At 57.9% G+C, this 21,261-nt stretch carries 16 protein-coding genes; 7 read left to right on the top strand and 9 right to left on the bottom strand.

The features are described from left to right. Positions 1–12 precede the first annotated feature (12 nt). Both WG78_RS08580 and recR read left to right on the top strand, forming a co-directional pair. Complete coding sequence (locus tag WG78_RS08580) at positions 13–342, top strand: YbaB/EbfC family nucleoid-associated protein (RefSeq protein ID WP_053937390.1); 330 nt, start codon at positions 13–15, stop codon at positions 340–342. 84 nt (positions 343–426) lie between these two features. After that, positions 427–1,023 (top strand): recombination mediator RecR, encoded by a 597-nt coding sequence (gene recR, locus WG78_RS08575; RefSeq protein WP_053937389.1) that lies wholly within the window; start codon positions 427–429, stop codon positions 1,021–1,023. Positions 1,024–1,291: 268 nt separating this feature from the next. Here recR and WG78_RS08570 read toward each other — a convergent pair whose 3' ends face one another. The 9 genes from WG78_RS08570 to edd form a co-directional block, all read right to left on the bottom strand. After that, positions 1,292–2,389, bottom strand: coding sequence for an ABC transporter ATP-binding protein (locus WG78_RS08570; RefSeq protein ID WP_053937408.1), 1,098 nt, complete (start codon positions 2,387–2,389; stop codon positions 1,292–1,294). A gap of 110 nt (positions 2,390–2,499) precedes the next feature. After that, complete coding sequence (locus tag WG78_RS08565) at positions 2,500–3,357, bottom strand: carbohydrate ABC transporter permease (protein WP_053937388.1); 858 nt, start codon at positions 3,355–3,357, stop codon at positions 2,500–2,502. Further along, positions 3,357–4,253, bottom strand: a complete 897-nt coding sequence (locus WG78_RS08560) for a carbohydrate ABC transporter permease (protein WP_053937387.1) — start codon at positions 4,251–4,253, stop codon at positions 3,357–3,359. The genes WG78_RS08565 and WG78_RS08560 overlap by 1 nt, the downstream gene beginning before the upstream one ends. A gap of 130 nt (positions 4,254–4,383) precedes the next feature. Further along, positions 4,384–5,631 carry an ABC transporter substrate-binding protein gene (locus tag WG78_RS08555; RefSeq protein ID WP_053937386.1) on the bottom strand — a complete coding sequence of 416 codons (1,248 nt, stop codon included), beginning with the start codon at positions 5,629–5,631 and terminating at the stop codon, positions 4,384–4,386. 351 nt (positions 5,632–5,982) lie between these two features. Beyond that, positions 5,983–7,134: a porin gene (locus WG78_RS08550; protein WP_053937385.1), complete on the bottom strand. Its 1,152-nt coding sequence runs from the start codon at positions 7,132–7,134 to the stop codon at positions 5,983–5,985. A gap of 327 nt (positions 7,135–7,461) precedes the next feature. Continuing rightward, the gene (locus WG78_RS08545; RefSeq protein WP_053937384.1) at positions 7,462–8,589 is read right to left on the bottom strand and encodes a porin; all 1,128 of its coding nucleotides are present in this window, start codon (positions 8,587–8,589) and stop codon (positions 7,462–7,464) included. A 362-nt stretch (positions 8,590–8,951) separates the two neighbouring features. Further along, positions 8,952–9,968, bottom strand: coding sequence for a type I glyceraldehyde-3-phosphate dehydrogenase (gap, locus tag WG78_RS08540; protein ID WP_053937383.1), 1,017 nt, complete (start codon positions 9,966–9,968; stop codon positions 8,952–8,954). A 265-nt stretch (positions 9,969–10,233) separates the two neighbouring features. Continuing rightward, positions 10,234–10,857 carry a bifunctional 4-hydroxy-2-oxoglutarate aldolase/2-dehydro-3-deoxy-phosphogluconate aldolase gene (locus WG78_RS08535; RefSeq protein WP_053937382.1) on the bottom strand — a complete coding sequence of 208 codons (624 nt, stop codon included), beginning with the start codon at positions 10,855–10,857 and terminating at the stop codon, positions 10,234–10,236. A gap of 124 nt (positions 10,858–10,981) precedes the next feature. Further along, the gene (gene edd, locus WG78_RS08530; RefSeq protein ID WP_053937381.1) at positions 10,982–12,817 is read right to left on the bottom strand and encodes a phosphogluconate dehydratase; all 1,836 of its coding nucleotides are present in this window, start codon (positions 12,815–12,817) and stop codon (positions 10,982–10,984) included. A 509-nt stretch (positions 12,818–13,326) separates the two neighbouring features. On the opposite strand from edd, the gene zwf reads away from it, so the two are divergent. The 5 genes from zwf (at position 13,327) to aceE (ending at position 21,211) form a co-directional block, all read left to right on the top strand. Further along, the gene (gene zwf / locus WG78_RS08525; protein WP_053937380.1) at positions 13,327–14,781 is read left to right on the top strand and encodes a glucose-6-phosphate dehydrogenase; all 1,455 of its coding nucleotides are present in this window, start codon (positions 13,327–13,329) and stop codon (positions 14,779–14,781) included. A gap of 119 nt (positions 14,782–14,900) precedes the next feature. Then, a complete protein-coding gene (gene pgl / locus WG78_RS08520; protein WP_053937379.1) occupies positions 14,901–15,599 on the top strand; it encodes a 6-phosphogluconolactonase in 699 nt (232 codons plus the stop codon). A 114-nt stretch (positions 15,600–15,713) separates the two neighbouring features. Further along, positions 15,714–16,559: a transcriptional regulator HexR gene (hexR, locus tag WG78_RS08515; RefSeq protein WP_053937378.1), complete on the top strand. Its 846-nt coding sequence runs from the start codon at positions 15,714–15,716 to the stop codon at positions 16,557–16,559. A 220-nt stretch (positions 16,560–16,779) separates the two neighbouring features. Further along, on the top strand, positions 16,780–18,426 hold the full coding sequence (gene pgi / locus WG78_RS08510; RefSeq protein ID WP_053937377.1) for a glucose-6-phosphate isomerase: 1,647 nt from the start codon (positions 16,780–16,782) through the stop codon (positions 18,424–18,426). Between the two features lie 124 nt (positions 18,427–18,550). Further along, positions 18,551–21,211, top strand: a complete 2,661-nt coding sequence (gene aceE / locus WG78_RS08505; RefSeq protein WP_053937376.1) for a pyruvate dehydrogenase (acetyl-transferring), homodimeric type — start codon at positions 18,551–18,553, stop codon at positions 21,209–21,211. Positions 21,212–21,261 lie beyond the last annotated feature (50 nt).

The raw sequence follows: 21,261 nt of genomic DNA, 5'->3' as shown, positions 1-21,261 counted from the left end.
AAGGAGCAAAACATGTTCAATAAAGGCGGTCTGGGCAACCTGATGAAGCAGGCCCAACAGATGCAGGAAAACATGGCCAAGGCGCAAGAAGCGCTGGCCACGGTAGAAGTGGAAGGCCAGGCGGGCGCGGGCATGGTCAAAGTGACCATGACGTGTAACCACGCGGTCAAGCGCATCCACATCGACGACAGCCTGCTGCAGGACGACAAAGACATGCTGGAAGACCTGATCGTGGCCGCGCTGAACGACGCCACGCGCAAGGTGGAAACCACCACGTCTGAAAAAATGGCGGGCTTTACCGCCGGCATGAGCCTGCCGCCTGGCTTCAAGATGCCGTTCTAAGCGCGCATGGCCCCGGGGGCAGAAGACCAGTGCTTCTGCCCTTGTTGTTTGTACCCTCCTCCATCCATCCCGAGTCGCCTGTCGATGAGTACGCCGTCTTCTTTGCAGAACCTGATCGACGCATTGCGCGTGTTACCTGGCGTCGGCCCCAAATCGGCCAGCCGCATGGCCTATCACTTACTGCAGCGCGATCAGCCCGGCGCCAATGATCTGGCGCATGCGTTGATGCATGCATTGGGCACGCTGCGCCATTGCCGTGACTGCAATACCTTTACCGAAGCCGAAGTCTGCGAGATTTGCGCGGATGAGCGCCGCACACGGGAACAGCTATGCGTAGTGGAAATGCCCACCGATCTGTTGATGGTGGAGCAAACGCTGGCGTATCACGGTTTGTACTTTGTGCTGATGGGGCGACTAAGTCCGCTTGATGGCATCGGCACGCAAGACATCGCCTTTGCCCGACTGCTGGAGCGCGCCAGCGATGGCGTTGTGCAAGAGGTCATCCTCAGTACCAACTTCACCGTCGAAGGCGAAGCCACCGCGCATTATCTGGCCGAGATGCTGCGCGCGCGCGGGCTGCAAGTCAGCCGCATTGCGCGCGGTCTGCCGGTGGGCGGCGAGCTGGAACATGTCGATCCGGGCACGCTGGCGCAAGCGTTAGTGGAACGGCGCAAGCTGTAAGCGCACCCCAGGCCGATCCGCGCGGCGTATGGATCGCAAGCTGAGCCGCGGAGGCCACCACGCATAGGGTGGGTCATGACCCACCATTCAAAGCCGCTGATGAGACCCGCGACCGCTGCGTTCTGTTCGCTGCCTTTGATGGTGGGTCACGACCCACCCTATGCGCACGCGCCAGCCACGGGCCGTCCACACAAAAAAAAGCCCCACCGGGTTACGGTGGGGCAGCTCTACTCTAGGAAGACCTCTTCAGGCACATTCCGTCGCCGGATTACTCCAGGCGCAATTCAGTTTTCGGGTCGAACAGCACCACCTTGCTCATGTCCAGCGCCAGGCGCATGGTTTCGCCCGGGCCCTTGGCATCACGCGGGTGTACACGCGCCACCACTTCTTTGCCGTTGATTTTGGTGAAGATCATGGTGTCCGGGCCGGTCGGCTCGGTCAGGTTGACCTTGATGCTGATCGCAGCGACGTTGTCGTCCGAGTGCGCCACATCCAGTTGTTCCGGACGCACGCCCAGGATCACTTCCTGGCCCACGCGGCCAGCCAGGCGCTGACCATTCGGCAGCGGCAGGAAGCGGGCGTCGCTGTCGGTCTGCAGGCTCACGCCGATCTGGCCATTTTGCTCAGCCAGGTGGCAATCGATGAAGTTCATCGACGGCGACCCGATAAAGCTGGCCACAAACAGGTTGCTCGGGCGCTCGTAAATTTCTTGCGGGCTGCCGAACTGCTGGATGATGCCGTCTTTCATCACGGCAATACGATCGCCCAGCGTCATGGCTTCGATCTGATCGTGCGTCACGTAGACCATGGTGGTCTTCAGGCGCTGATGCAGTTGCTTGATTTCGGTCCGCATTTCAACGCGCAGCTTGGCGTCCAGGTTGGACAGCGGCTCGTCAAACAAGAACAGGATCGGATCGCGCGCCAGTGCACGGCCCATGGCCACACGTTGACGCTGGCCGCCGGACAACTGGCCCGGCTTGCGATCCAGCAGGTGATCCATCTGCAGCATCTTGGCGACGCGCTGGATCACTTCGTCTTGTTCTTTCTTGGGTACTTTGCGGGTTTCCAGACCGAAGGCAATGTTCTGACGCACGTTCATGGTCGGGTACAGCGCGTAGCTCTGGAACACCATCGCGATATCGCGATCTTTGGGCGAAATGTTGTTCACCACGCGGCCACCGATATGCACTTCACCGGTAGTCGGGCCTTCCAGGCCCGCAATGATGTTCATCAGCGTGGACTTACCGCAGCCCGACGGACCAACCAGGATCAGGAACTGACCGTCGTCGATCTCGATATCGATGCCTTTGAGGATATGCGTGTCGCCAAAGCTTTTGGTGACGTTCTTGATGGCAAGTGCGCCCATCTTTTTCTCCAGTTCTGAGTTCGGGTACCGGGCTGCTGGCAAAGCGGGCATCGCCATGTGGCTTGCTCCTGCGTTTGCCGCAGCGCTCGGGTTTATCTATGAAGGCTGGATCAGCCCTTGACCGCGCCAGCGGCCAGGCCGCGCACGAAATATTTGCCTGCCACCACGTAGACGAAGATCGTCGGCAGCGCCGCGATAATCGCGCCGGCCATGTCTACGTTGTATTCCTTCACCGACGTCGAGGTGTTGGCCATGTTGTTCAGGCCCACGGTAATCGGTTGCGAATCACCGGACGAGAACACCAGGCCGAACAGGAAGTCGTTCCAGATCTGGGTAAATTGCCAGATGAAGGTCACCATCACGATCGGCAGCGACATCGGCAGCACCACGCGGAAGAAAATGCGCCAGAAGCCAGCGCCATCAAGGCGTGCGGCGTTGATCAGCTCATCCGGGATACCGACGTAATAGTTGCGGAAGAACAGCGTGGTCGATGCGATACCGCAAACGACGTGTACGAAGATCAGGCCCGGTGTGGTGCCGGCAATGCCCAGATAACCTTCGGTTTGCGCCATCGGCAGCAGCAGTACCTGGAACGGGATGTACAGGCCATACATCAGCATGGCAAACACGATCTCGGAGCCGTAGAACTTCCACTTCGACAGGATGTAGCCATTGATGGCGCCCATCGTGGTGGAGATGATCACGGCCGGAAACACCATGCGCACCGAGTTCCAGAAGTACAACGACAGACCGGTACATTGCACGCCAGTACACGCGGTACCCCATGCCTTGCGCCAGGCGTCCAGCGTGATGTGCATCGGCAGCGACAACAGGTTACCGGTGCGGATTTCTTCGGTGGTTTTGACCGAGGTGGTGATCATCACGTACAGCGGCAACAAGTAATAGATAACCGCGTAGATCAGAACCGCATAAACCAGGATGCGGGCCCATTTGTTGTTATTAGCCATTAACGACTACCTCTGCGCAGTTCGGAATACAGGTAAGGCACGATGACGGCCGACACGCTCAGCAGCATCATCATTGCGCTGGCGGAACCCAGGCCCATTTCGCCACGGGTAAAGGCCATTGCATACATATAGGTTGCGGGTACGTCCGACGAGAAGCCCGGGCCACCACCAGTCAGCGCGACCACAAGGTCAAAGCTCTTGATGGCGATGTGAGCCAGAATCATCAGCGTGGAGAAGAACACCGGCCGCATGGCGGGCAGAATGATCTTCCAGTAAATACGCGGCAGGGTTGCGCCATCGATCTGGGCTGCCTTGATGATCGAATCATCAATACCGCGCAGGCCAGCGAGGAACAGTGCCATTACAAAACCGGACGATTGCCAGATGGCGGCGATCACCACGGTGTAGATCGACATGTCGGGATTGACCAGCCAGTCGAAGGTAAACGACGTCCAGCCCCAGTCATGCATCAGCTTTTCCAGGCCCAGACCCGGGTTCAGCATCCATTTCCACGCCGTGCCGGTCACGATGAACGACAGCGCCATCGGGTACAGGTAAACGGTGCGGATAAAACCTTCAAAGCGGATTTTCTGATCCAGCAAAATGGCCAGGAAAATACCGACCAACATGCTGATACCGATAAACAGCACGCCAAACTTGAACAGGTTGAATACAGCCACCCACCAGCGGTCATTGGCAAACAGACGCGCATATTGGTGGAAACCGACCCATTCATATCTGGGCAACAGGCTCGAGGCAGTAAAAGACAGATACCCGTTCCAGACTACAAAGCCGTAAATGAATACCAGCGAGAGCAAGAACGACGGGGCAAGCACAAGCCGCGGAAGCCAGCGTTCCGCAAAGCCATACTGAGCTGGCCGGGTCGACTGAATCATGACAAATCTCCGATGTACGATGGGGTGGAGCCCCCTCTCCCACCTGGAACGGTGAGAGAGGGTTAGTGCGGTACTACAAAAGCGGGTATTTCAGGTCAGACCCGAAGATGGCCTTGCGGCCATCCGTGGATTAGTTGACCTTGGCAGCAGCAGCCAGCTTGGCGGCAGCTTGTTGGGCGGTCATGCTGTCGTCGTTCCAGAATTGCGAAACAACGTCGAAGATCGCGCCTTGGGTAGCCGAGTGAGCAGCCATGCCGTGAGCGAAGGACGGAACCAGCGTGCCGGACTTGTTATCAGTTGCGAAGTCTTTGGCAGACTCTTTACCGCAGTCATCAAACTTGGCCATGTCGGCGTCCAGACGAACCGGGATGGAACCCTTGTTCAGGTTGAACACTTGTTGGAATTCCGGGCTAACCAGCGTTTCAGCCAGGTCGTTCTGACCCTTGGCGCCATCAGCATTCTTCAGCTTGAAGAAGATAAAGCTGTCGATGTTGAAGGTGTAGGACTTGGCAGTGCCAGGCGCCGGCACGCACAGGAAGTCTTTGCCCGGTACCTTGCCTGCAGCCAGGAACTCGCCCTTGGCCCAGTCACCCATGAACTGCATACCAGCCTTGCCATTGATAACCATGGCGGTTGCCAGGTTCCAGTCGCGGCCAGCGGCGTTCTTGTCGGTATACGGCTTGATCTTCTTGTAGGTTTCGAGCGCCTTGACCATAGTGGCGCCCTTCAGCGTTGCCTGGTCCAGTTGAACGAAAGCCTTCTTGAAGAAGTCAGCACCGCCTACACCCAGAACCACGTCTTCAAAGACGGTGGAGTCTTGCCACGGTTGACCACCGTAAGCCACCGGCTGGATGCCGGCTTTTTGCAGCGCGTCAGCAGTCTTGAAGAATTCGTCCCAAGTGGTCGGAACTTTGGCGTTGGCCTTCTTCAGCAGCTCCGGGTTAACCCACAGCCAGTTAACGCGGTGAACGTTAACCGGTGCAGCCACGTAGTGACCTTGGTATTTCATGGTGTTCTGCACAACGGCCGGCAGAACCTTGTTCCAGTTGTTCTTGTTAGCCACATCGTCGATGTTGGCCAGAACACCTTGATCACCCCATTCCTGAATGGCGGGGCCTTTAACCTGAGCGGCGGAAGGCGGGTTGCCAGACACGACGCGGGTCTTCAGCGCGGTCATGGCGTTATCGCCAGCACCACCGGCTACAGCGAAATCCTTCCACTTGTCGCCCTTGGTTTCGAGCATTTTCTTCAGCTCGCCAGCGGCCTTTGCTTCACCGCCGGATGTCCACCAGTGCAGGACTTCAACTTCTGCCGCATTGGCAGCGCATGCAACGGTCATCAAAGCCGCTGCGCAGAGCGTCATACGCAAAGTTTTCATTTTCTTCGGTCTCCTAGGCTGCGAGCCGCCCCATGGCTTCGCTCGCGCTAGAGACTCTAGTTGCAGGCCAATTCCGCCGAAATCAGGTGAACCCCTGACCAGGGCATATATGTACGGCGTATGCCTTATGAAACAGCGCAAAACCGCGTGGATATTTGCTTTGCGGCGTTTTGGGGCGGGTGCAAAAGAGACACGGATGGGCAAAAAACGCCCCGAGATGATAAGACCACTTGGTGGGGAATGTAGCTAAAGCAATCTGATTACATTTTTGCAGTAAAGCTGACTGCATCGCAGACGAAAAAAAGGGACGGCCCAAGCCGTCCCTGAAACAAGATGTTTAACCGTTTGCGATCAGAACGAGGTGTAGGTACCGATCATCACGCGCGAACCGTTATCGGTGCCCGTCATCGAAACGCCGTCGAACTGGCCCGAGGTGGAAACAGCCGGACGCCCGTTATCCGAACCAAACATCTGATAACGCACTTGTGCGTAGCTCACGGTTTGCTTGGACAGTGCGTAGGTGTACTGACCAAAGATCTGGTTGCTATCGAAATCGCCATCATCGATATGACGGCCGAACGCGTCGGTGCTCTTGTGGCCGTTGTACTTGTTGTTGACGATAGACTGCCAGCCAAGCGCCACTTGATGCTTTTGCATGAAGTCGTACGAACCGGCCACCAGGAACTGGTCGTTCTCAGCCTTGAAGTTCTTCAGACCGGTGATGCTGCCGTTTTCGTCAGTCCACTTGTTGTGCTTGTAGCCAGCGCGCACCTGGAAGCCGCTGTTAACGATTTTCCAGTTGCCTTGCACAAAGTAGAACTCCTGCTTGGCGCCGGTATCGCCACCGCTCTGGAACGCGTCATCAATGTTGAAGGTAACGCGGTTGCCGTTGTTGGCGTCGTTCTTGTTGGCCACGCCTTTCTGGGTTTGATAACCACCCGACACATTGAAGCCGTAGCCCTTGTAGCGAGCCACTGCGTCCAGCGCGTAGGTCTGGCCTTTCGCAGTCTTGGTGCCGAAGTCGTACATCACTTCTGCGCCGAAGCCGTTCAGATCAGGCGTGGCATAGGTGATGGCTTCTTTAAACCACACCGCATTCGCGCCATAGTCTTCCCACAGATTGCCCGCACCCCACTGGAATTCATCCAGCGCCAGGTAAGTCGGCGCGAACATGCGGCCCGAACGGAACGAACCCCATTCACCGGCAATGCCGACATAAGCTTCACGGCTGCCCCAGGCGGCCGTACCCGGCGTCTGCACTTTCTGGCCCACGTGCCAGATCAGCGAATTGCCGCTGTCCAGTTTGTCTTTGCCATCAAAGTTGATGATCAGATCGGTTTCGTTGCCGAATGCGGTGCTGCCACCGTCATTGTTTTGCGACGTAGCTTGATGGGTACGCACAAACAGGTCCATTTCGGCCGAACCGGAAATGGTCACATCAGCAAAAGCAGGCGCGGCAAATGCGGCGCTGAGCGCGGAAGCGATAAGTACACGTTTGAACATGACAGGTTCTCCTGATTATTTTTGAATTGCGGTTGCACAACGCTGGCGGACCTCAGCCAGATCGGCTTTCGGATCGACCGACGGCTGTTGGGAACGCAGCTTAGGCGGGGCAACTTGATCAGGACAACGCGTAAAAAAACCACCTTGAGGTGGTTGCAAATTGGCTATTGGCAATTAACTCCGGAAACCTATTAACTTATGATTCTTAATGATATTTTGAGAATTAAACAAACCGGTATCCAGCCAACAACAATACAACAAACGCCAATAAAAAAAGGGCAGCTTGCGCTGCCCTTTTTTAGCATTTAACCAGAAACGTATTTCTGATTAGAAGCCGGTCCAGGTGCCAACCAGAACGCGAGCGCCGTTGTTGGTACCGGTAGCGGTGCCATCAACTTGCCACGTAGCAGCAACCAGCGGACGAGCGGTGTCGTCTTTGAACTTGTGGTAGCGAACTTGCAGGAACGATACGGTGTTCTTGGACAGACCGTAGGTGTACTGACCGAAGATCTGGTTCAGATCGTGGTCTTTGTTGTCGTTACCATCGGTCTTGCTGTTAACGATGTCTTGCCAGCCCAGAGCTACAGAGTTCTTGCCCCAGCTGTAGGCACCGGCAACCAGGAACTGGTCGTTTTCAGCGCTGTTGCTGAAGCCGTAAGCGCCGTTGGTGACATGGTTGTCATCGGTCCACTTGTTGTGCTTCCAGCCGCCGCGAACGGTAAAGCCGTTGCCGATGTCCCAGTTACCTTGAGCAAAGTAGAACTCTTGCTTCAGGCCGGTATCGCCGCCGGAGGTGAACGCATCATCCTGGTTGAAGGCACCGAAGTTGCCGCCAGCCGGGTTAGCCGCGCCAGTCACACCAACACCTTTCTGTTGCTGATAACCACCAGCCAGGCTCAGACCGTTACCGTTGTAGGTAGCGATTGCATCAACAGCCCAGGTTTGGCCTTGAGCAGTTTTGGTGCCCAGGTCGTAAGCAACTTGCACACCGAAGCCACCGAAGTCAGGCGTGGTGTAGGCCAGAGCCGATTTGAACCATACAGCGTTCGCGCCGTAATCTTCCCACAGGTTACCGGCGCCCCATTGGAACGCATCCAGAGCCAGGTAAGACGGTGCAAACACGCGACCCGAACGGAAGGTACCCCAGTTGCCGCTCAGGCCGATGTAGGCTTCACGCGAGCCCCATGCCACGGTACCAGGAGTAGCCACTTTTTGTGCAACGTGCCAAATCAGCTTGTCGCCGGAATCGAGCTTGTCGACACCGTCGAAGTTCAGCGTCAGATCGGTTTCGTTCAGGATAGCGGAGCTGCCGCCATCGCCATTGCTGGACGACGAAGCCTGGTGAGTACGTACGAAAATATCCATTTCCGCAGCGCCGCTGATGGTCACATCAGCGAAAGCCGGTGCGGCGAAAGTAGCGGTTACCGCAGCAGCAATCAGAGCACGCTTAAACATTTATAGGTCTCCTAGTTTGATAAGTGGTCGTTCAACCAGCTGTATTTGCAAGATTGGGCGTTACAGATGACGCGAACCTTGCTCTACCGTCAAAGCATACGGGAACGACCTTATGCGTCGCAAACCGGAACCAGGAACAACCTGATTATTGTCGTATGCGTGCAACATTCCTATGGATCAACTTTCCGAGAGTCATTCTCGACTAGTCAACCGTCTAGTTTTTTATTGCGATTAATTACAATCAATTCAATCAATTAGCAATAAATCAGCATATTCGAACATTCGTTTTATTTCGGCGGATACAGGCAAAAACAAAGGCCGCAAAAGCGGCCTTTGTTTAAAACAAACATCTTTAAAACGCGTTATTTAGCGTTCCACAATGCTTTGGTCGTATCGAGCATACGGTTGGAGAAGCCCCATTCGTTGTCGTACCACGACAATACCTTGACCAGCAGGCCGCCATTGGTGACCTTGGTATAGCCCGCTTCGTAAGTTGACGAAGCCGGGTCATGGTTAAAGTCATGCGAAACCAGCGGCAGATCGTTGAAGTTAAGGATGCCTTTCAGTTCACCTTCCGAAGCTTCCTTGATGATGGAGTGAATTTCTTCTTTGGTGGTGGCGCGGGCAGCGGTAAACGACAGATCGACCAGCGAAACGTTGATGGTCGGAACGCGTACGGCAAAACCGTCGAGTTTGCCATTCAGTTCCGGCAGCACCAGACCCACAGCCGATGCAGCGCCGGTCTTGGTCGGGATCATTGATTGCGTGGCCGAACGGGCGCGACGCAAATCGCTGTGGTACACGTCGGTCAGCACCTGGTCATTGGTGTAAGAGTGCACGGTGGTCATCAGGCCAGCCACGATCCCGATCTTGTCGTGCAGCGGCTTGACCAGCGGGGCCAGGCAGTTGGTGGTGCAAGAAGCGTTCGAAATGACGGTGTCGCTGGCTTTCAGCACGCCATGGTTAACGCCATAAACGATGGTGGCGTCGACATCCGCGCCGCCCGGGGCAGAAATGATGACTTTCTTGGCGCCAGCGGTGATGTGGGCCGAGGCTTTTTCTTTGGTGGTGAAGAAGCCGGTACATTCCAGCACGACGTCCACACCCAGGTCTTTCCACGGCAGTTCGGCCGGATTGCGCACGGCGCAAACCTTGATCTTGTCGCCGTTGACGACCATGAATTCACCTTCAACCGCCACGGTGCCGTTAAAGCGGCCGTGCACGGTGTCATACTTGGTCAGGTGAGCATTGGTATTGGCGTCGCCCAGATCATTGATGGCGACGACCTGGAATTCGTTGGTCCGGCCCGATTCATACAGTGCGCGCAGCACGTTGCGGCCGATGCGGCCGTAGCCGTTGATGGCGATGCGGATTGCCATGACGATTTCTCCTGGTTGGATTAACGAGTGAGCCGCTGGGGCTGTCCGACCCTCAGCGGCTTGAGTACACATTACTTATATATAGATAGTGCGACTGACCGGTCGGGCAGTATGCCATCTGCCGGGCCGCGCGATCGATGCGGTCGACGCAATCTTATGGGGCGACAGTGTAATCCTGAGCAGATGGTGTTTGCATCCGGACATTCAACACGCGTCGTGTTTCAAATCCACTTCCGCCCCGATCGCCGCCCCATGCAAACGGCAATCAACCGCGCAATGCAGCCGCTGCTTTCGCCAGTTCGGTGATTGCCGCCCAGTCGCCTGCCGCCAGTTTATCCTTGGGCGCGAGCCACGAACCACCGACACAACCCACATTCGGCAGCGCTAACAGTTTGGGCGCTGACTCGGGCGTAACGCCTCCAGTCGGACAGAACAGCACTTCAGCCAGCGGGCCACCCAGTGCCTTGAGCATGCCGTACGAACCCGCTTGCTCAGCCGGGAACAGTTTGAGCGCGTCAAAGCCTTCTTCCAGCGCGTAAATGACTTCGGAAGGAGTCATCACACCGGGCAGCAGCGGGATTCCGACTTCAAGCGCACCGGCCACCAGCTTGGGCGTCAGGCCCGGCGTGACGGCGAAACGCGCACCGGCATCGCGCGATTGCTTGAACTGCTCGGGCCGGATGACCGTCCCCACACCAACGATTGCCTCGGGCACTTGTTCGGCAATCAACCGCACCGATTCGAGCGCCGCTTCCGTCCGCAGCGTAACTTCGAGTACACGGATACCGCCTGCGACCAGCGCTTTGGCCAGTGGTACAGCGTGTTCGGTCTTTTCGATCACCAGCACCGGCATCACCGGGCAGGAGCGCATGATTTCACGAATTTGCATGATCCTGACTTTCTAATAATTGCTCGTTAGAACCTACGATCGCCCCGCGCATTCCGCTAGTTGGCACGTACGGAATACTGCGCTGGCGGGACCACCCCCAGATGCCTTGCGCCGGATTGCGCGCTTAATGCGCCAATCCCAGCGACAAGGCGCCCTCTTCCGCGCCCGTGGCAGCGTGACGGAAAGAAGCAAACAGCTCGCGACCCATGCCGTGCTGGTTCGCATCCAGATCGGCCTCGGCCCGCTCGCGCGACGCCCAGACCGCAGAATCCACTTTGGCCTGCAGCACGCCGGTCACTGCATCAAGGCGCACAATATCGCCGTCACGCAATTTGGCCAGCGGGCCACCAGCCAGCGCTTCGGGCGTGATATGGATCGCCGAGGGGACCTTGCCCGATGCACCAGACATCCGGCCATCGGTGATCAGCGCCACCTTGAAGCCGCGATCCTGTAACACCCCCATCACCGGGGTCAGCTTGTGCAGTTCGGGCATACCCATTGCACGTGGCCCCTGGAAGCGCAGCACGACAATCAAGTCCTTTTCCATCTCGCCGCGTTTGAATGCTTCAAGCACATCATGCTGATCATGGAACACCATGACCGGCGCTTCGACGATGCGGTGCTCCGGCTGCACAGCCGAGACCTTCATCACGGCGCGACCCAGATTGCCGTCCAGCAAACGCAGGCCGCCATCCGCGCTAAACGGCTTGGTGATCGGCCGCAGCACCGATTCGTCTGCCGAATGTTCCGGTGCTTCGCGCCATTCGACCTTGCCGTCGATCAAGAAAGGTTCACGCGTGTAGTACTGCAAACCCTGGCCCATCACTGTCATGACGTCGGCGTGCAGGTAGCCGCCCTTCAGTAGCTCGCGCGTCAGGTAGCCCATGCCACCTGCAGCGTGAAACTGGTTTACGTCCGATGCGCCATTCGGATAGATCTTGGCCAGCAGCGGCACCACGGCCGACAGATCATCAAAATCGCTCCAGTCGATCACGATGCCCGCAGCACGCGCGGCGGCGGTCAGGTGCATGGTGTGGTTCGTCGAGCCACCGGTGGCCAGCAAACCGACGATGCCGTTAACGACGGCTTTCTCGTCGATCATGCGCCCAACCGGAATAAAGTTGTTGCCCAGCGCGGTATTGCGGGCGGCCACGCGGCCGGCCTCAGCGGTCAGCGCATCGCGCAGCGGGGTGTTGGGGTGCACAAAGGCAGAACCGGGCAGATGCAGACCCATGATTTCCATCAGCATCTGGTTGCTGTTGGCCGTGCCATAGAACGTACAGGTGCCCGCGCCGTGATACGACGCTTCTTCCGAGCGCAGCAGCTCAAGGCGATCGCATTTGCCTTCAGCAAACAACTGGCGGATTTTGGATTTTTCGCCGTTCGAAATCCCCGAAGTCATGGGGCCGGCAGGTACAAACACGGCGGGCAGATGACCAAACTGCAAAACACCAATCAGCAGGCCTGGCACAATCTTGTCACATACACCCAGCAAAGTGACGGCATCGAACATATTGTGCGACAGCGCGATGGCAGTCGACATGGCGATCACATCGCGGCTGAACAGCGACAACTCCATGCCCGGCTCACCTTGGGTGACACCATCACACATCGCGGGCGTACCGCCAGCGAATTGCGCAGTGGCGCCCACTTCATGCACGGCATTCTTGATGATGGCGGGGTAAGTTTCGAACGGCTGATGGGCCGACAACATATCGTTATATGAAGACACGATCGCCACGTTGGGGTGGCGCATTTCGCGCAGCATGATCTTGTCTTTCTCGGGCGCCGCAGCCCAGCCATGCGCCTGATTGGTGCATGCGAGCCCTTTACGCACCGGCTCTTTACTGGCTGCCTGATCCAGCCGCGCAAGATAGCGCTGACGGGATTCGCGACTACGTTCGACGATACGCCGGGTTACCTCGGTAAGCCGGGGGTGAACGGGGCTGACAGCAGGCATTGCAGGACTCCGGTAGAGGGATCGCGGTAAATGGATGGTGCTTTCTAACGGTATTGCAGGGTAGCCGTAAGGGCCTTGGAATTAGTTGCCGAGGCGTAGTTTTACTACAACCCCGGTACCGACTCAACTTTTAATATGACACAAAAGGGTGCTGCTGCACTGCAACATAACCAAGTGTTCAGCAGTGATTTGATCCAGGACAAACTCTGTTGGTTTTGCCAGGAACTCGTGTAGGCGATACCGTTTGCGCCACGCTTTGTCGATGTAGTAAGATTACAAAGTCTTACTACGTCCAGCAGCGTTACAAGCCGAGCATAGTTGATATTGCGCGTTAAAACCGTGCATTTTCAATGGCGGCAAGAGGTACGGCGGGGTGCCATCCCCTGCCCACATCGCGCAGGCCGTAACGCATGCCGTAGCCTTGGCGCAGAGCCCGGAACAGTCCCACTGGCTGTTACAGAAACGGAGGCCGCCTGGCCTCCCGCATAAAAGGAAAAGGAACGTCCCTTATGACCCCCATCGACGCTTTCGACATGGTGCTGTTTGGCGGCACCGGCGATCTGGTAATGCGCAAGCTGTTGCCTGCGCTGTATCACCAGCACCGTGACGGCAATCTCCCCAAGTCTGGCCGCATTATCTGTCTGGGCCGCAGCGTGCCCGACAACGCCGCCTATCTCGACAAGGCGCACGGACTGGCCAAGGGTTATCTGGGCAAGGATTACGAAGAAGAGGTTTGGGCGGCGTTCGCTTCGCGCGTCGAATACCTGAAGCTGGATGCCAACGATCCGGCCGAATACAGCAAACTGGCCGACAAGCTCAATGAGCAACAAGGCCGCTCGCGCGTGTTCTATCTGTCCACCGCGCCCGATCTGTTTGCCCGTATCTGCAAAGCCTTGTCCGATGTGGGCCTGGCCCGCGTCCCCAATACCCGCGTCGTACTCGAAAAACCGCTCGGCCATGATCTGGATTCGTCCAACGAGATCAACGATGCCGTTGCCGAATACTTTGACGAACAACAGATCTACCGCATCGACCATTACCTGGGCAAAGAGCCGGTACTGAACCTGATCGCCTTGCGCTTCGCCAACACGTTGCTCGAACCGTTGTGGCGTCGTGAGTGGATTCGCGATGTGCAGATCACCGTCACCGAACAGGTTGGCGTAGAAACGCGTGCTGATTTCTACGACAAGACTGGCGCGCTGCGCGACATGATCCAGAACCACTTGCTGCAACTGCTCACCATCGTCGCCATGGAACCGCCGGCTTCGATCGACGCCGATGCCGTGCGCGATGAAAAGCTGAAGGTGCTGCGCGCCCTCAAGCCGTTGACGCAAGAAGACGTGCATACCAAAGTCGTGCGCGGCCAATACCGCGCGGGCGCCATCAATGGCAAGCCGGTGCCGGGCTATCAAGAAGAACCGGGCGTGCCCGCTGGCTCGAAGGCAGAAACCTTCGTCGCGCTGAAGGCCGAAATCCAGACCTGGCGTTGGGCTGGCGTTCCGTTCTTCCTGCGCACCGGCAAGCGTTTGCAAGAGCGTATGGCCGAGATTGTCATTAATTTCCGCGAAGCGCCGCATTCGATCTACGGCCGTGGCACTTCGCCCAACCGCCTTGTCATCCAGCTGCAACCGGACGAATCGGTGCGTCTGTATCTGATGGCCAAAGAGCCGGGCAACCAGGTGCGCCTGCGCCCGGTGCATCTGGACATGGACTTCAAGGAAACCTTCAAGACCCGTTCGCCCGAAGCGTACGAGCGTCTGCTGATGGACGTGATCCGCGGCGATATCTCGCTGTTTGTGCGTCGTGACGAACAACGCGCCGCATGGCGTTGGGTCGAGCCGATTCTGGATTCGTGGGAAAACAGCGCCGAAGGTCCGAAGCCGTATACCGCAGGCACCTGGGGCCCCGCCGCCTCGTCCGCGCTGTTGTCGCGCGACGGCTTGTCCTGGCACGAAGAGTCCTGATCCACGTTTAACCAACAGTGCCGTACTCAAAGCGCGCTCCAGTCGGGGCGCGCTTTTGCCGATTTGCCGCAGGGTTTTTGATGCACTGCAGCAAATGCAACAATTTCAAGAGGTAGTGAATGTCCGTTCAATGGCATGAATTCGCGTCGAAAGACCAACTGGACCAGCAACTGGCGCAAACCATCGGCCAGCAACTCAACCTGGCCATCGCGGCACGCGGCAAGGCGTCGCTGGCCGTTTCGGGCGGACGCACGCCAGCCGGCATGTTCAAGGCGCTGAGCGAACTCGATATCGATTTCGACAAGGTGTACGCCACATTGGTGGATGAGCGCTGGGTACCGGTCGACCATGCCGACAGCAATGAACGCACCGTGCGCCAGAACCTGCTGGTGGGCAAAGCCGCCGCCATTCATTTTGTTTCGCCGGTCTCCGCCGCCGCTACGCCGCACGAAGGTCAGGCCGAAATTGAACAACGCTTCGCCACCCTGCCCGCCCCGTTTGACGTGCTGATTCTGGGCATGGGCGAAGACGGTCACACCGCATCGCTGTTTCCCAACGCGCCCGAACTCGAAGCCGCTTGCGCCTCAACCGACCTGGTGGCCGCCGTTACGCCGCCGGTGGCGCCGCACAAGCGCATTACGCTGACGCTGCCCACGATTGCCAAAGCACATAACGTGATCGTGCACATTACTGGCGAAGGCAAAAAAGAATTGCTGCAAACCGCGCTGACTGAAGACAAGCCGCTGACGGAGCAATACCCCATCCGCCGCGTGCTTGATGCCGTCAAGGGCAATAAATCGGTGTTCTGGACTGCGTAAGCGGCCCGCGCAAGCTGTATTTAATGGGGCTGTCCTTCAAGGCCCGAAACCCAACCGCGCCACGGCCAAAAGCCACGGCGCGGACACATAACAAAGTGATGGAGTGAGACGCTAATGCTCGAACGCATCAAAACGATGATCGATAGCCTGTCCAGATCGGAACGCAAGGTTGCCGAGCTCGTACTGGCCCAGCCCAACCTGGTGGCCAACGCCCCGATCGCACAAATTGCCGATCTGGCGGACGTGTCACAACCCACGGTCATCCGTTTCTGCCGTTCACTCAATTGCTCCGGCTTGCAGGACTTCAAGCTGCGCCTCACGCGTAGCCTGGTGTCGGGCGTGCCGTATGTGCATTCGATGGTATCGGCCGATGACTCGGCGCATGACCTGGCCAAAAAACTGTTCGACAACAATATTTCGCATCTGCTGCGTTGCCGGAACGAACTCGACACCGATGCACTCGAAAAGTCGATCAAGATCCTGGCCAACACGCACAAGATTGAAGTGTGGGGTCAGGGGCAGTCAGGCGCGGTCGCCATTGATGCGCAGAACAAGTTCTTCCGCCTGGGCGTACCCACCGTGGCTTATACCGATCCGCACATGCACGGCATGAGCGCCTCGATGCTCAAGCCCGGTGATGCGGTCGTCGCCGTGTCCAATTCGGGTCGTACGCTGGATCTGATGCGCTCGGTGGAAATTGCGCGGGATGCAGGCGCTGACGTGATCGGCATTACCCACAGCAAGTCGCCGCTGGCCAAGCGCTGCTCGATCTGCCTGTACGCCGACACGATGGAAGATCCGGATCTGTACACGCCGATGATCACCCGTATCGTCCACCTGGTGATTATCGATGTGCTGGCGGTGGGCGTTGCGCTCAAGCGCGGCCCGGAACTGATCGACCAGCTGGAAAAAATGAAGCGCAACCTGAAAGAAAAACGCGTACGCGGCCACGAAAGCTAAACGGCCACGCACCACTGCATTGCACCACGCACTACCGGCGCGCGGCGACCCCCTTGGTGGCCAGCGCGCCAAACGGACCCCTGCCGCCGTCGTTGTCGACCCGGGCCCCAAGACCCAGGCGCAACCACGAGGGTCATCCGTCAACGATTTACCGTGTGTTTCAAGACATCAGGCCCGCTGCCGCGGGTATCAGTGCCACTGAGAAAAAAGGAACCCAGACATGTCCAACCTGACTCAATCCCCCGCATGGCTCGCGCTGGCGGAACACTACAAAGAAGTTGCTCCGCTGCACATGCGCGATCTGTTCAATGACGATCCGCAGCGCTTCGAAAAGTTTTCGCTGGAATCGGGCGGCCTGTTCTTTGATTACTCCAAGAACCGCATCACGCCCAAAACGCTGGAGCTGCTGTTCGATCTGGCCCGTCAGGCTGGCGTGCCCGAAAAAATCAAAAGCATGTTTGCCGGCAACAAGATCAACATCACCGAAAACCGCGCCGTGCTGCACGTGGCGCTGCGCAACTTGGACAGCAACCCGATCCTGGTCGATGGCGAAGACGTCATGCCCAAGGTCAATGCGGTCAAGGAAAAGATGTTCAAGTTCTCCGACGAAATCCGCTCGGGCGAACGCGTCGGCTACACCGGCAAGGCCTTCACCGACATCGTCAACATCGGTATCGGTGGCTCCGACCTCGGCCCGCTGATGGTGTGCAACGCGCTCAAGGCTTATGGCCACGAACGCCTGACCATGCACTTTGTGTCCACCGTTGATGGCGAACAGATCAGCTCCATCCTCAAGCGCCTGAATCCGGAAACCACGCTGTTTATCGTGGCCTCCAAGACATTTACCACGCAAGAAACCATCACCAACGCGCACACCGCGCGCAAGTGGTTCCTTGAGCGCGTGGGCAACGAAGCGCATATCGCCCGCCATTTTGTCGCGCTGTCCACCAACGCCAAGGCCGTGGCCGAGTTCGGTATCGACGTCGACAACATGTTCGAATTCTGGGATTGGGTGGGCGGCCGTTATTCGCTGTGGTCGGCCATTGGTTTGCCGATCGCCATTTACCTTGGCAAGCACGATTATCAAGACTTGCTACATGGTGCTTACACCATGGACGAGCATTTCAAGAACAAGCCGTTCGAACAGAACCTGCCGGTGATCATGGGCATGCTGGGCGTGTGGTACATCAATTTCTTCGGCACCAAAACCCATCTGATTTCGCCGTACAACCAGTCGCTGGCGCGCTTCCCGGCGTACCTGCAACAGCTGGATATGGAATCCAACGGCAAGTCGGTGACGCTGGATGGCAGCCGTGTTGATTATCAAACCGGCCCGGTGGTATGGGGCGATGCCGGTATCAATGGACAGCACGCCTACTACCAGATGCTGCATCAGGGCAGCCAGATTGTGCCGATCGACTTTATCAGCTCGATCGAACACCCGGACGCGCCGGAACCGCACCCGGCCATCCTGATGGCCAACGTATTTGCGCAAACCGAAGCCTTTATGCGCGGCAAGAACGAAGCCGAAGTGCGCGCCGAGCTCAACAAGGCCGGCATCACCGGTGAAGCGCAAGACAAACTCACGCCGCACAAGATTTTTGAAGGCAACCGCCCGACCAACACCATCCTGATGCAGCGCCTGACGCCGCGTCGTCTGGGTGCGTTGATCGCGCTGTACGAACACAAGATCCTGGTGCAAGGCACCGTGTGGAATATCAACTCCTATGATCAATGGGGCGTCGAGTTGGGCAAGCAGCTCGCCAAAGCCATTGAAGCGGATTTGACCACACCGGGGCTGACCACCAGCCACGACTCGTCCACCAATGGGCTGGTCAACTACTACAAGCGCAATGCATCGCGCTAAGTCATACGCACTGACGTCCCCACTATAAATACCGCACTGCGGACAGATCGCCCGGCCAAAAGCCGGGCGATGCACCGGATGGATACGACAGACCGGGCATTAACCACATCAAAAAGGTATGGCAATGGCAGAGCAGATTCACGACCAGGACCCTCAGGAAACCCGTGAGTGGCTGGAAGCGCTGGATGGCGTACTCGAAAACGAAGGTGCTGAGCGCGCGCACTATCTCGTCGAAAAACTGATCGATCACGCACGTGCTGACGGCGTCAACATCCCGTACACGGCCACCACCGCTTACATCAACACCATCCCCGCCCACCTCGAGGCCAAGAGCCCGGGCAACCATACGTTTGAAGAGCGCATCCGCTCTTACACGCGCTGGAACGCAGCGGCGATGGTTGTACGCGCGGGCAAGATCAACCCGGACCTGGGCGGCCACATTACGTCGTTTGCCTCGGCCGCCACGTTGTATGACGTGGGCTGGAACCACTTCTGGCACGCCCCCAGCGAAAACCACGGCGGCGATCTGGTTTACTTCCAGGGCCACAGCGCCCCCGGCATGTATTCGCGCGCCTTCCTCGAAGGCCGTTTCTCGGAAGAACAACTGGTCAAGTTCCGCCAGGAAGTCGATGGCGCCGGTCTGTCCAGCTATCCGCACCCGTGGCTGATGCCGGACTTCTGGCAATTCCCCACCGTTTCGATGGGCCTCGGCCCCTTGATGGCCATCTACCAGGCGCGCTTCATGAAGTACTTGGACGACCGTGGCTTCAAGCAACAAGGCGATCGCAAGGTCTGGTGCTTCTGCGGCGATGGCGAGATGGACGAGCCGGAATCGCTGGGCGCGATCTCGCTGGCAGGCCGTGAAAAGCTCGACAACCTGATCTTTGTGATCAACTGCAACCTGCAGCGTCTGGATGGCCCGGTGCGCGGCAACGGCAAGATCATTCAGGAACTGGAAGGCGACTTCCGCGGTTCGGGCTGGAACGTGGTCAAGGTGGTATGGGGTTCCGGTTGGGATGCCCTGCTGGCCAAAGACAAAAACGGCCTGCTGCAAAAACGCATGATGGAAGTGGTCGACGGCGAATACCAGACCTACAAATCCAAAGATGGCGCGTATGTGCGCAAGCATTTCTTCGGTGCGTACCCGGAACTGCTGGACATGGTTTCCAACATGTCCGACGACGACATCTGGCGTCTCACCCGCGGTGGTAACGATCCGCACAAAGTGTTTGCCGGCTACAAAGCCGCGTCTGAACACAAAGGCCAACCGACGCTGCTGCTGGTTAAAACCGTCAAAGGCTACGGCATGGGCGCGGCGGGCGAATCGCAGAACGTGGCGCATCAGACCAAAAAACTGTCTGGCGACGACCTGCTGCATTTGCGCGACCGTTTCCGCATTCCGCTGACCGATGACGAAGCCCGTGCCGCCACGTTCTATCGCCCGGCCGCCGATGCGCCTGAGCTGAAGTACATGCACGAACGCCGGCAATCGCTGGGCGGCTATCTGCCGTCGCGCAAGCCGGTGAACGAGCCGCTGGAAACCCCGGCGCTGGACGCCTTCAAAACCCTGCTGGAAAGCAGCGGCGAACGCGAAATGTCCACCACCATGGCCTTCGTGCGCATTCTGTCCACGCTGGTCAAAGACAAAACGCTGGGCAAGCGCATTGTGCCGATCGTGCCGGATGAATCGCGCACGTTTGGTATGGAAGGCATGTTCCGCCAACTGGGTATCTGGAGCCACGTCGGCCAGCTGTACGAGCCGCAAGATGCGGACCAGCTGATGTTCTACAAAGAGTCGACCACGGGTCAGATTCTGCAAGAGGGCATCAACGAAGCGGGCGCGATGGCCGACTGGATTGCCGCCGCCACCGCCTACGCCAACCATGGCGTGACGATGATTCCGTTCTACATCTATTACTCGATGTTCGGCTTCCAGCGCATTGGCGATCTGGCCTGGGCTGCGGGCGACTTGCGTGCACGTGGCTTTCTGGTCGGCGGTACCGCTGGCCGTACCACGCTGAACGGCGAAGGCCTGCAGCATCAGGATGGCCACGGCCACCTGTTTGCCGAGTTTGTGCCTAACTGCGTGTCGTATGACCCGACCTTTGCCTATGAACTGGCAGTGATCGTGCAGCACGGCATGAAGCGCATGTATCAGGATCAGGAAAACATCTATTACTACCTGTCCGTGATGAACGAAAACTACGCGCACCCGGCCATGCCGCAAGGCGCGGAAGCCGGCATCATCAAGGGTCTGTACAAGTTCCGTCCTGCCGCCAGCACCGGCGAGCTGCACGTGCAGCTGATGGGTTCGGGCACCATCTTCCGCGAAGTGATTGCCGCGGCTGATCTGCTCAAGAACGATTTCGGCGTCGAAGCCGACATCTGGTCCGCCCCGAGCTTTAATGAACTGAAGCGCGACGGCATGGCCGCCACCCGCCACAACATGCTGCACCCGCTGGCTGAGCCGCAAGTGCCGTTTGTAACGCAATGCCTGAAAGACGCGGTGGGCCCGACCATCGTGGCCACCGACTACAAGCGCACCTACGCCGACCAGATTCGTGAATACGTGCCGGGTCGTTATGTGGTGCTGGGCACCGATGGCTTTGGCCGTTCGGATGGCCGCAGCCAGTTGCGCAGCTTCTTTGAGGTTGACCGTTATCACGTCGTAGTCGCCGCCCTCAAGGCGCTGGCCGACGAAGGCAAATTGCCGGCCGCCAAGGTGGCTGAGGCGATTGCCAAATACGGCGTCAATGCGGATCGTCCAGCCCCCTGGACTGTTTGAACGAGTGAGGCAAAGCCACCGGCCCGATCGGCCGGTGGCGCTGCTAGAAA

Source organism: Amantichitinum ursilacus, from assembly GCF_001294205.1.
GTDB classification, from domain to species: Bacteria; Pseudomonadota; Gammaproteobacteria; order Burkholderiales; family Chitinibacteraceae; genus Amantichitinum; species Amantichitinum ursilacus.
The sequence above is the reverse complement of the archived record's forward strand: the minus strand, read 5'-3'. Positions and strand labels throughout refer to the sequence as shown.